Here is an 11,763-nt window from a genome sequence, read left to right on the forward strand (position 1 = left end):
TTGCCTGGTTCCTCCCCATGTTCAACCTCATCAGCCGGGCTCGTGCCCCAGCACCCGGCGGATGTTCAGCACATTTCGTACCACGTCCTCGAACATCTGTGGATTCAGTGAGCACGGACCGTCACACAGGGCACGGTCCGGATCCTCATGGACTTCCGTGAACAACGCGTCAATCCCGGCGGCGGCCGCGGAGCGGGCGAGCAGGGCGACGAACTTGCGCTCGCCGGCCGTCTCCCCATTGCCGGCGCTGGGCAGCTGCACGGAGTGGGTGGCGTCGAAGCAGACGGCGAGGCCCGCCTCGCGCATCTGGGCGAGGCCGCGCATGTCCACCACGAGGTTGTTGTAGCCGAACGTGGAGCCGCGCTCGGTGACGAGCACGTTGGGGTTGCCCGACTCGAACGCCTTGCGCGCCGAGTGGACGATGTCCTTGGGGGCCACGAACTGCCCCTTCTTGAGATTCACGCCCTTTCCAGTCCGAGCCACGGCTTCCACCAGGTCCGTCTGCCGGCACAGAAAGGCCGGTATCTGGATGATATCCACTACTTCCGAGGCAGGCCCGACGTGGCTGGTTTCGTGGACGTCCGTGAGGACCGGGACACCGACCTCTTTCCGGATGCGTGCTAGAATTCGCAGCCCTTCCTTGAGGCCCGGGCCTCGGAAGGACTTCCCGCTTGTCCGGTTGGCCTTGTCGTAGGAGCACTTGAAGGCATACGGCACGCCCAGCCGGCCCGTAATCTCCTTCAGCATGTGGGCGTGGCGCAGGGCCATGTCCTCGGACTCGATGCTGTCCGGGCCGGCGATGATGAAGAGCTTCTGGCCGGGGCCGACCTTGAAGCCGCACAGTTCAATGGGGAGGGTACCGCTCATGCGCGCACCTGGCCGGCCGTCGCATTCGCGTCACGGTGTTCCACCGCCGCGCGGATGAAGCCGGAGAAGAGAGGGTGGGGAGCAAAGGGCTTGCTCTTGAACTCGGGGTGGAACTGGCAGCCGACGAAGTAGGGGTGGTCCGCCAGCTCAATCATCTCCACCAGGTTGAGCTCCGGGTTGTGGCCGGAGATGACGAGGCCGGCCTCCTGGAGCTTGCCGCGGTAGGCGTTGTTGACCTCGTAGCGGTGGCGGTGGCGCTCCTGGATGAGGTCCTGGCCGTAGAGCTTCTGCGCGAGCGAGCCGGGCTTCATGGCGCACGCGTAGCTGCCCAGGCGCATGGTGCCGCCCTTGTCCTGCACCTTCACCTGGCTCTCCATGAGCGTCACCACCGGGTGCGGGGTGTGCTCGTTGAACTCCAGGCTGTTGGCGGCCGCCAGGCCCAGCACGGTGCGGCTGAACTCCACCACCGCCATCTGCAGGCCCAGGCAGATGCCGAAGAACGGCACCTTCTTCTCGCGCGCGTAGCGCACGGCGGCAATCTTGCCCTCGGTGCCTCGCACGCCGAAGCCGCCGGGCACCAGGATGGCGTCCACGCCGGCCAGCAGCGCCTCCGGCCCCTGCGCCTCCACGTCCTGGCTGTCCACGAAGTGCAGGTTCACCTTCACGTCGTTGGCGATGCCGCCGTGGAGCAGCGCCTCGTTGAGGCTCTTGTAGCTCTCCGTGAGGTTGACGTACTTGCCGACAATCGCGATGCGCACCTGCCCTCGCGCCGGCTCGTACACCTTGCGGATGATGTTCTCCCAGCGCTCCAGGTGGGGCGCGCGGCTCCAGATGTTGAGGACCTCCGCGAGCCGCTCGTCCAGGCCCTGGCGGTGCAGCTCCAGCGGCAGCTCGTAGATGCTCTTCACGTCCGGCGAGGTGAACACGCTGCGCGTGTCCACGTTGCAGAACATGGCAATCTTGTCCTTTATCTCGCGCGACACCTCGCGGTCCGTGCGGCACACGAGGAAGTCGGGCTGGATGCCAATCTCGCGCAGCTTCATCACCGAGTGCTGCGTGGGCTTGGTCTTCACCTCGCCGGCCGCGCCGATGTACGGCAGCAGCGTCAGGTGCACGTAGACGACATTCTCGCTGCCCACGTCGTAGCGCATCTGGCGGATGGCCTCGAGGAAGGGCAGCGACTCGATGTCGCCCACGGTGCCGCCGACCTCGACAATCACCACGTCCGCGTCCTGCGCCGCCTGGCGGATGCTGGACTTGATTTCGTCGGTGATGTGCGGAATCACCTGGACCGTCTTGCCCAGGTACTCGCCGCGCCGCTCCTTCATGATGACGGCGTGGTAGATGCGGCCGGACGTGAAGTTGTTGAGCCGGCTCATCCGGGCGTTGGTGAACCGCTCGTAGTGGCCCAGGTCCATGTCCGTCTCACCGCCGTCCTCGGTGACGAACACCTCGCCGTGCTGGAACGGGCTCATCGTGCCCGGGTCCACGTTGATGTACGGGTCCAGCTTGATGAGGGTGACGGCCAGCCCGCGGTTCTCCAGCAGGGCGCCAATCGAAGCCGAGGCGAGGCCCTTGCCGAGGGAGCTGACCACTCCGCCCGTCACGAAGATGAACTTGGTTTTCTTGGAGCGCATGTCCCGTTCTGCCAACTGAGGGAGGGATGCGTCAATTATTCTGTTTCCGATGGACGGCCGGTCGGTGAAGCGCTGGACGCAGCGTCAGTTGCCGTCCCAGGCACCGGGGCGGGCGACGGCGAACTCGCGGGCGGTGGGCTGGCCCACGCGGAACTGGCGGAGGTCGCAGTTGCGGCAGCTCCACCCCTCCCACCCACGCTTCACCACCAGGTGCAGGCAGGCGTCGTAGTTCGGGCAGAACAGGTTGCGCTGGGTATCCACCGCCTCCTCGTCACGGAGGGCAGTGGGCAGCGGGCTGGGGCACGGGGTGATGGACACGGCAAAGGACTCCCGGATGGAACTTCGTGGGTCGGCCACTCCCCCCGGCGCGTCCGAACAGGGAGGTCGTCTCCGCATTCCCGAGCCGACGTAAAAAGGCCCGTCCCCCATGTAGGGGAACGGGCCCGAACCGCCAGCGTCTGCCACCGCTCCAGGACCTTTTCAGGCCACCGAAGCGGAGGTGGACGCCTTGGACTTGCTGTCGATCAAGGCATCACCTCCTTTCGAGGAGCCGGATTTAATCAGGGTCCGAAATACGCGCCATACTCCTTGAACCCATTACCGCGCCTGGAGGGAGGGCAGACGTTCAGGCGGCAACGAACTGGCGCTCCACCAGCCGGCGGTAGAGGCCTTCCTGGCCCATGAGGGCCGCGTGGGTGCCGCTCTGGATGACGAGGCCGCCCTCCAGCACGAGGACGCGGTCCGCGCTGGCCACGGTGGACAGGCGGTGGGCGATGATGAGCGTGGTGCGGCCCTTCATCAGCCGCTCCAGCGCGTCCTTCACCAGGTGCTCGCTCTCCGCGTCCAGGGCGCTGGTGGCCTCGTCGAGGATGAGCAGGCGCGGGTCCTTCAGCACGGCGCGGGCAATGGCCACGCGCTGCTTCTGGCCACCGGAGAGCTGCACGCCGCGCTCGCCCACCGGGGTGCCGTAGCCCTCCGGGAAGCGCTGGATGTAGGCGTGCGCGTTGGCCGCGCGGGCGGCGTCCTCCACCTGGGCGTCGGTGGCGTCGGGCCGGCCGTAGCGGATGTTGTCGGCGATGGAGCAGGAGAACAGCTGCGGCTCCTGCGCCACCATGCCGATGTTGCGGCGCAGCCACTCGGGCTCCAGCGAGGTGAGCGGGTGGCCGTCCAGCAGCACCGCGCCGCCCTGCGGGTCATAGAAGCGCGACAGCAGCGAGGCCAGCGTGGACTTGCCCGCGCCCGAGGGGCCCACCACCGCGACGACTTCACCGGGCCGCATCTCCAGATTGAGCCCCTGCAGCACGGGCACGTCCGGACGCGTGGGGTAGGCGAACTGCACGTCGCGGAACTCCACGTGGCCGCGCACCTCGGCGAGCCGCTCACCGCCGGAGGGGATGGCGGGCTTGCGGTCCAGCAGCTCGAAGACGCGCTCGGCGGCGCCGGTGGCGCGCATGAAGTCGCCCCACAGCTCCGCCAGCGCGCTGAACGAGAAGGCCACCAGCATGGTGTAGATGAGGAACGAGGTGAGGGCGCCCACCGTGAGGTCGCCGGCCACCACCAGCCGGCCGCCGTACCAGAGCACCGCGGCGATGGAGCCGTAGCCGGCGATGGAGGCCGCGCCCATGAAGATGGAGGACTGGCGCGAGCGCTCGCGGGCGAGCTCGAAGGAGCGGTCCACCGCGGCGCCATAGCGGTCGACTTCATGGCGCTCGGCGGCGAAGGAGCGCACGGTGCGGATGCCGGACAGGTCCTCCTCGGCCACCTCGCTGCTGGCGGCCAGCGCGTCCTGCACCTGCTTGGAGATGACGCGCACCCGGCGGCCGTAGAACACCGCGCCCACCGCCACCGCGGGGATGATGGCGAGCATGACGCCGGTGAGTCGGGCGGACGTGTAGAAGAGCAGCGCGATGCCGCCCAGCGCCGTCACCGTGTAGCGCAGGCCCATGGAGATGTTGGTGGTGACGGTGTTCTGCAGGACGGTGGTGTCCGAGGCGAGCCGGCTGGTGAGCTCGCCGGTGCGGCGCGCATCGAAGAAGGCCACCTCCTGCGACAGCAGCGCGCGGAACAGGTCCTTGCGAAGCCGCGCCACCACGCGCTCGCCGGAGGTGTTGAAGAGGTAGGCGCGCAGGGCCATGGCCACGCCCTGCACCACGAAGACGGCGACCATCCCCAGGGCGAGCGCGTCGAGCCGGTCCTGGCTGCGGGAGCCGAGCGCCTCGTCCACCAGGCTGCCGATGGCCTTGGGGTAGGCCAGCGAGGCCGCGCTGCTCACCAGCAGGAAGAGGGTGCCCCAGGTGAGGAAGACCAGCTCAGGCCGGGCGAGGGACAGCAGGCGGCGCAGCGTGACGCCGGAGGGACGTGTGGGGGGCGGGGACTTTTTCTCGGAGGAAGACACCGGCGGAGCCTAACGCTTACCCTCCACGCGCGCACCGTCGGAGGCCTGCCAGTCTCCCCGGAGGGTGCCCATCCTTCACGCGCGGTCGCTCTGATGGAGGTTTGCCGTGGAAAAGCGAAGCTTTGGCGGAACCGGAGTGGCGGTACCCGTCCTGGGACAGGGGACGTGGCAGATGGAGGACGACGACCGGGCAAGCGCCATCCGCGCCCTGCGCGCCGGGCTGGACCTGGGCCTGACGCACGTGGACACCGCGGAGCTGTACGGGCGCGGCAAGGTGGAGGAGCACATCGTCTCCGAGGCCATCGCCGGCCGGCGGGACGAGGTCTTCCTCGTGTCCAAGGTGATGCCGTCCAACGCCACCTACGCGGGCACGCTGGCCGCGTGTGAGCGCAGCCTCAAGGGCCTGCGCACGGACCGGCTGGACTGCTACCTGCTGCACTGGCCAGGGCCGCACCCGCTGGAGGAGACGGTCCGCGCCTTCGAGAAGCTGGTGAAGGACGGGAAGATTCGCTCGTGGGGCGTGAGCAACTTCGACGTGGACGACCTGGAAGAAGCGCTCGCGCTGGCGGGGCCGGGGCGCATCGCGTGCAACCAGGTGCTGTACCACCTGGAGGAGCGCTCGATTGAGCACGGCGTGATTCCGTGGTGCGAGAAGCACGGCGTGGCGGTGGTGGGCTACAGCCCCTTCGGCAACGGGAGCTTCCCCGAGCCGGACAGCCCGGGCGGCAAGGTGCTGGGGGCCATTGCCCGCGCGCACAAGGCCACGCCGTACCAGGTGGCGCTCCAGTTCCTCGTGCGCCGGCCGTCGCTGTTCGCCATTCCCAAGGCCAGCCGCGAGGCCCACGTCCGCGACAACGCCGCCGCCGCGTCGGTGAAGCTCTCCGCCGACGAGCTGGCCCGGCTCGACGCGGCCTTCCCCCTGGGCGACGAGCCCGAGGGGCTGCCCGTCATCTGATTCCGGCGGCGAAGGCCTTCTTGAAGGCGGACACGGTGGGCTCCCCGGAGCCGGGAGCCACCGACACCGTGCCTGTCTCGCCCTCCACGGCGACGCGCGTGTCGCGGCCCTGCACGAAGCGCACGGTGAGGATGCGGCGGAGCACCTCGCGTCCCCGCTCCTGCACCAGCGCGCGCAGCGCATGGCCCGCCACGTTCATCGCCGTCTCGAGGGCGCGGCGGCCCGGCTCGTCGTCCAGCCCCACCCAGTCCACCTCGAAGCGCAGCGGACGGCCGCCCAGCGACGCCTCGCCCGGCCAGAACTGCTCCATGAGGGCGTGCGGCAGCTTCTCCATCAGCGACATCAGGTCCTGCCGCGTGGGGTTGGGGCGCACGAGCTGCGCCAGCTCCAGCAGCTTGTCCGCGTTGCCCACCGACACCGCCACCACCGTGGTCAGGTCCACGTAGGCCACCGAGGCAGAGCGCAGCAGGCCTTCCTTGCCGAGCGCCAGCAGCACCGACTCGCGCGGCACGTAGTCCACCACCTCGCCCGTCATGGTGTGGCCGTGCGCCAGGTGCAGCGTGACGGTGAGGGAGGGCACCTCCTCACCCGTGCGCGCCCGTGCCGCCAGCGTGCCGAGCTGCTCCAGCACCCGCTCCACCTTGCGAGACAACAGCCGTTGCACGCCCTCCATGTCCTCGTCCTCCTCGAGCTGCTGCTTGCGAGTCTCCTGCTTCCGTTCCAGCTTCGGCTTCGGTGGCTCTACCGGCTTGGGCGGCTCCACCGGCTTGGGTGGCTCTACCGGCTTGGGCGGCTCCACCGGCTTGGGTGGCTCCACCGGCTGGGGTGGCGCCTCCGCCGTCGCACCGGGAGTTTCCGGGGCAGGGGAGGTGGGCTCCTCCTTCGGCGCCTTGTTCTTGCCCCCTCCGAACAGGTCACTCCAGAAGCCCATGGCTACGCTCTCCGCTCTCGCATGATGGCCTCCACCTTCGCCACGTCCCCGGGGACGTCCACCGCCACCGTGCGCCAGGATACCCGCGCGCAGCGGATGGGGATGCCGTACTCGAGCGCGCGGAGTTGCTCCAGCTTCTCCGCCTCCTCCAGCGGGGTGGACGCCAGGCCCGCCAGCGTCAGCAGCACGTCCCGCCGGTAGCCATAGAGGCCGATGTGGCCCCAGCGCCGCACCGGGGTCCCCGGCTCGCGTACGAAGGGCACCAGGCTGCGGCTGAAGTAGAGCGCGTTCCCGTCGAGCGAGAGCACCGCCTTCACCACGTTGGAGCTGCCCGCCTCGTCCTCCTCCAGGGGGCGCACCAGCGTGCCCATGCGCACCGAGGTGTCCTCGAAGAGTCCCGCCAGCACCTTCAGCGCGGCAGGGTCCACCAGCGGCTCGTCACCCTGCACGTTCACCCAGACGTCCACATCCGGACGCACGCGCGCCACCTCCGCCACCCGGTCCGTGCCCGTGGCGCAGTCGGGGCTCGTCATGATGGCCCGGCCGCCGAAGCCCTCCACCGTGGAGAAGATGCGCGCGTCGTCGGTGGCCACCCACACCTCGTCGAAGGTCCTCGCCTCCTGGCAGCGATTCCACACGTGCTCAATCATCGGCCGGCCGGCGATGAGGGCGAGCGGCTTGCCAGGGAAGCGGGTGCTGGCGTGGCGGGCAGGGATGACGGCGACTGTCTTCGGGGCGGAGGACGAGGACATGACACATCCCGTCTATCAGATTCAGGACGGAACGCCGCTACCGGCAGCCGCGCCCACCTGAGACCACTAGGCAGTGGACGCGCAGTGCCTAGGTTCGCTGGCGAAATGAAGAAGGTCATCCATATCGTCGGCGCGCGTCCGAACTTCATGAAGGTCGCGCCCATCTACCGGGCCATCGCCGCGCGCACCCCGCTCCAGCAAATCCTCGTCCACACGGGCCAGCACTACGACGCCAAGATGAGCGACGTGTTCTTCGCTGACCTCGGCCTGCCCGCGCCCGACGTCCACCTGGGCATCGGCTCGGGCAGCCATGCGCAGCAGACCGCGCGCATGATGGTGGACCTGGAGAAGGTCTTCCTGGAGCACCAGCCGGACCTGGTGTCCGTGGTGGGTGACGTCAACAGCACCGTCGCCGCCGCGATGGTGACGTCGAAGCTGGTGATTCCGCTGGCCCACGTGGAGGCGGGCCTGCGCAGCTTCGTGCGGCACATGCCGGAGGAGGTCAACCGCGTCGTCACCGACCGGCTGGCCGACCTGCTGCTGACGCCCTCGCGCGACGCGGACGCCAACCTCCTCAAGGAGGGCATCGACCCGGCCCGCATCCACCTCGTGGGCAACGTGATGATCGACTCGCTCCTGGTGGCCAAGGAGAAGGCCGACAAGCTGACCACCCTGAAGGACCTGGGCATCACCCCGCGCGGCTACGCGGTATGCACGCTCCACCGGGCCTCCAACGTGGATGACCCACGGCTGCTGGGCGGGCTGCTGTCCGCCATTGCCCACGTGTCCACGCGGCTGCCCGTCATCTTCCCGGTGCACCCGCGCACGCGGAAGATGATTGCCGAGCAGGGCCTGGGCCACTGGTTCGAGAGTCACCCGAACCTGCGTCCCGTGGACCCCATGGGCTACCTGGACTTCGTCGCGCTCACCGCACAGGCGCGGCTCATGCTCACCGACTCGGGCGGCCTCCAGGAGGAGACCACCGCGCTGGGCATCCAGTGCCTCACCCTGCGTGAGGAGACCGAGCGCCCCATCACCGTCGAGGAGGGCACCAACGAGGTGGTGGGCACCGACCCCGACACCATCCGCCAGGCCGCGGACCGCGTGCTCGACGGGCAGGGCAAGAAGGGCCGCATCCCGGCGTACTGGGACGGCCGCAGCGGCGAGCGCATCGCCGACCTGTTCTCGCGCTTCCTGGGCGTGGAGAACGCGCCGCTGCGCGCCGCGTCCGCCTGAGCCACGGCACCGGGTGGCTCCGGTGCGTCACGGGCGTCTTCCCACTCGGAGGAGGGGGAGGGCGCCCGGCTGCTTTTCCGGGGGCCGGGCCTCCGTGCGGACTGTGCGGTGGGGCCGGGCGTGTTAGAGCGCGCGGAAGAGCCCATGCACCGCGAGCAGGACATCCCGGCGGACCCGACCGCCTCCGCGCCGGACGAGGCCCCCGAGGGCTACGTCGACATCCCCTTCGTCGTGGAGCCCAACTACGCGGGGTGGCGGCTGGACAGGTACCTGGGCCAGAAGCTGCGCCGCATGTCCCGCGAGCGCCTGCAGGGCGTCATCCTCCGCGGCGTCATCTGCGAGGAGCGGCGCCTCAAGCCCTCCACGCCCGTCTATCCCGGCCTGGCGTTCCGCCTGCGCCGCCGGGGCAGCGAGGAGCCCCAGACTCCCACCGAGCTGCCCGTGGTGTTCCAGGACGCGTGGCTGCTGGTGCTCGACAAGCCGGCGGGCCTGCCCATCCACCCCACCGCGCGCTACCACAAGGGCACCCTCGTCACGCTCCTGCGAGAGCGCTTCGGAGAGTGCTTCGCGGAGCCCGCGCACCGCCTGGACCGCGAGACGAGCGGGCTGGTCGTCTGTGGCCGCACCACCGAGTCCTGCCGCGTGCTGGGGCGCCTCTTCGTGTCGCGCGACGTGCACAAGGAGTACCTCGCCATCTGCGAGGGCCACCCGCCCGAGGACACCTTCGTCGTGGACGCGCCCATCGCCGAGGGCACCGAGCTCATCCGCATCGCCGTCCGCATCGACCCGGTGGAGGGCAAGGAGAGCCGCACCCGCTTCCAGGTGCTCCAGCGCTTCTCCCGCGACGGCGAGCCCTTCGCGCTGCTGCGCTGCTACCCGGAGACGGGACGGCAGCACCAGATTCGCATCCACCTGCGCGAGGCGGGCTTCCCGCTGGTGGGCGACAAGATGTACGGGCCGGACCCCGGCTACTTCGACCGCTTCAGCAAACACTGCCTGGAGCCCGAGGCCTGGCCCCGGCTGCGCCTGCCCCGGCACGCGCTGCACGCCGCGCGCATCGTCTTCCCGCACCCGGGCACCCGCCAGCAGGTCGCCTTCGAGGCACCACTGCCAGCGGACCTCACGGACTTCATCGAGGGCCGGGCGTAGGGCCGCGCAACTTCCGGAGGGCACCCGGGTTCATGGGGGAAACGCGCTTCACGCGCCCCACACCCACCCGGAGCCCACCATGCGCCGCACCCTCGTCGCCGTCACCGCCGCCTTCTTCCTGGGCGGCTTCGCCAACCACGCGTATGCCGACCGCCAGCCGCGCATGCGCGACGCCATGGTCCACCTGGAGAAGGCGCTCGCGGCGCTCAAGGCCGCCAATGCCGACAAGGGGGGCCACCGCGTGAAGGCCATCGGCCTCACCGAGCAGGCCATCGGCGAGGTCCGCGAGGGCATCAAGTTCGACAACCGGCACTAGAAACGCCAAGGCCCCCGACCCGGTGAAGGGCAGGGGGCCTGGCGGGGCCTCGCGGCGCCGGAGCGCGCCGGCTCAGGCGGTGAGCTTGCTGACCTCGGCCATGGGCGGGGTCAGCTCGCCGACGAGGTACTGGCCGGAGAAGCACGCGGTGCAGAACCGGTCGCGCTTGGGGTCTCCCACCGCCGCGCCCAGGCCCTCCAGCGAGATGTAGCCGAGCGAGTCCGCCGTGACGTACTTCGCAATCTCGTCGGTGGAGTGGCTGGCGGCGATGAGCTCGGTGCGGCTCGGCGTGTCGATGCCGTAGTAGCAGGGCCACTTCGTCGGCGGCGAGGAGATGCGCAGGTGCACCTCCACCGCGCCCGCGGCCTTGATCATCTTCACGATCTTGCGGCTGGTGGTGCCACGGACGATGGAGTCGTCCACCACCACCACGCGCTTGCCCTTGAGCACCTGCCGCACCGCCGACAGCTTCAGCTTCACGCCGAAGTGACGGATGGACTGCTGCGGCTCGATGAAGGTGCGGCCCACGTAGTGGCTGCGGATGAGGCCCACGTCGTACGGAATCCCGCTCTGCTGCGAGTAGCCGATGGCCGCCGCCACGCCGGAGTCCGGCACCGCGATGACCAGGTCCGCCTCGGCGGGCTGCTCGATGGCCAGCTGCTTGCCCAGCCGCTTGCGCACCTCGTACACGTTGTTGCCGAACAGCGTGGAGTCCGGCCGCGCGAAGTACACGTGCTCGAAGATGCACTGGGCCAGCCGCTTCGGCTCCGCGAAGGGCCTGCTGGTGCGCATGACGCCGTTCTCGATGACGAGCAGCTCGCCCGGCTCCAGCTCGCGCACGATGTCCGCCTCGATGAGGTCCAGCGCCGTCGTCTCGCTGGCGAGCACGTAGGCGCCTTCCTTCATCTTGCCCAGCACCAGCGGGCGGATGCCCATCGGGTCTCTCACCGCGACGAGCTTGTTCTCCGTGAGCACCAGGATGCTGTACGCGCCCTTCACCTTGCGCAGCGCCTCCACGAGCTTCAGCTCGAAGGTGGCCTGCTTGGAGCGCGCCAGGAGGTGCATGACGACCTCCGTGTCCGCGTCCGACTGGAAGATGGCGCCCTCGGCCTCGAGCTCTTCCTTCAGCTCCGCCGCGTTCACCAGGTTTCCGTTGTGCGCGATGGCGCACTGGCCGCCCGCGTACTGCACGAAGAGCGGCTGCGCGTTCTTGAGCGCGCTGCCACCGGCCGTGGAGTAGCGCACGTGCCCGATGGCCGCCTGCCCGGGCAGGCCGGCAATCACCGGGGCGTCGAAGATGTCCGCGACGAGCCCCATCTGCCGGTGCGCACGCAGGGCGTGCCCGTCAGACGAGACGATGCCAGCGGACTCCTGGCCGCGGTGCTGGAGGGCATGCAAGCCCAGGTACGTCAGGTTGGAGGCCTCGGCGTGCCCCACGATTCCGAAGATGCCGCACATGGCGCGGTGCCTTACTCCTTTCAGGCTGCGAGCGGAACAGGAACGCATGCCCCTCTGCTGGGTATTC

11 protein-coding genes are annotated in these 11,763 nt (G+C 69.5%); 4 read left to right on the plus strand and 7 right to left on the minus strand.

The genetic code is table 11. From position 1 onward, the window contains the following. Positions 1-30: 30 nt before the first annotated feature. From kdsA to LXT23_RS43710, 4 genes are all read right to left on the minus strand, one after another. The gene (gene kdsA / locus LXT23_RS43695; protein WP_253986442.1) at positions 31-867 is read right to left on the minus strand and encodes a 3-deoxy-8-phosphooctulonate synthase; all 837 of its coding nucleotides are present in this window, start codon (positions 865-867) and stop codon (positions 31-33) included. Beyond that, entirely contained in the window at positions 864-2,504 is a 1,641-nt protein-coding gene (locus LXT23_RS43700) for a CTP synthase (RefSeq protein WP_253986443.1), read from the minus strand. Before LXT23_RS43700 ends, kdsA begins: the two co-directional genes overlap by 4 nt. Before the next feature lie 84 nt (positions 2,505-2,588). Beyond that, positions 2,589-2,822 carry a hypothetical protein gene (locus LXT23_RS43705; protein WP_253986444.1) on the minus strand — a complete coding sequence of 78 codons (234 nt, stop codon included), beginning with the start codon at positions 2,820-2,822 and terminating at the stop codon, positions 2,589-2,591. Positions 2,823-3,129: 307 nt separating this feature from the next. After that, on the minus strand, positions 3,130-4,899 hold the full coding sequence (locus tag LXT23_RS43710; protein ID WP_253986445.1) for an ABC transporter ATP-binding protein: 1,770 nt from the start codon (positions 4,897-4,899) through the stop codon (positions 3,130-3,132). A 106-nt stretch (positions 4,900-5,005) separates the two neighbouring features. On the opposite strand from LXT23_RS43710, the gene LXT23_RS43715 reads away from it, so the two are divergent. After that, positions 5,006-5,854, plus strand: a complete 849-nt coding sequence (locus tag LXT23_RS43715) for an aldo/keto reductase (protein ID WP_253986446.1) — start codon at positions 5,006-5,008, stop codon at positions 5,852-5,854. Here LXT23_RS43715 and LXT23_RS43720 read toward each other — a convergent pair. Both LXT23_RS43720 and kdsB read right to left on the minus strand, forming a co-directional pair. Further along, a complete protein-coding gene (locus LXT23_RS43720; protein ID WP_253986447.1) occupies positions 5,847-6,785 on the minus strand; it encodes a hypothetical protein in 939 nt (312 codons plus the stop codon). The two genes, LXT23_RS43715 and LXT23_RS43720, sit on opposite strands and share 8 nt — an antisense overlap. A 2-nt stretch (positions 6,786-6,787) precedes the next feature. Continuing rightward, the gene (kdsB, locus tag LXT23_RS43725; protein WP_253986448.1) at positions 6,788-7,537 is read right to left on the minus strand and encodes a 3-deoxy-manno-octulosonate cytidylyltransferase; all 750 of its coding nucleotides are present in this window, start codon (positions 7,535-7,537) and stop codon (positions 6,788-6,790) included. A gap of 105 nt (positions 7,538-7,642) precedes the next feature. Between kdsB and wecB the strand changes: the two genes are divergently transcribed. The 3 genes from wecB to LXT23_RS43740 all read left to right on the plus strand — a co-directional run bounded on the left by wecB (position 7,643) and on the right by LXT23_RS43740 (position 10,238). Then, positions 7,643-8,773 carry a non-hydrolyzing UDP-N-acetylglucosamine 2-epimerase gene (gene wecB / locus LXT23_RS43730; RefSeq protein WP_253986480.1) on the plus strand — a complete coding sequence of 377 codons (1,131 nt, stop codon included), beginning with the start codon at positions 7,643-7,645 and terminating at the stop codon, positions 8,771-8,773. A gap of 144 nt (positions 8,774-8,917) precedes the next feature. After that, positions 8,918-9,922 (plus strand): RluA family pseudouridine synthase, encoded by a 1,005-nt coding sequence (locus LXT23_RS43735; RefSeq protein ID WP_253986449.1) that lies wholly within the window; start codon positions 8,918-8,920, stop codon positions 9,920-9,922. 79 nt (positions 9,923-10,001) lie between these two features. Then, the gene (locus LXT23_RS43740) at positions 10,002-10,238 is read left to right on the plus strand and encodes a hypothetical protein (RefSeq protein ID WP_253986450.1); all 237 of its coding nucleotides are present in this window, start codon (positions 10,002-10,004) and stop codon (positions 10,236-10,238) included. Between the two features lie 72 nt (positions 10,239-10,310). On the opposite strand, the gene purF is transcribed toward LXT23_RS43740, so the two are convergent. Further along, entirely contained in the window at positions 10,311-11,696 is a 1,386-nt protein-coding gene (gene purF / locus LXT23_RS43745) for an amidophosphoribosyltransferase (RefSeq protein WP_253986451.1), read from the minus strand. Between the last annotated feature and the right edge of the window lie 67 nt (positions 11,697-11,763).

The organism is Pyxidicoccus xibeiensis (genome assembly GCF_024198175.1).
GTDB lineage: Bacteria > Myxococcota > Myxococcia > Myxococcales > Myxococcaceae > Myxococcus > Myxococcus xibeiensis.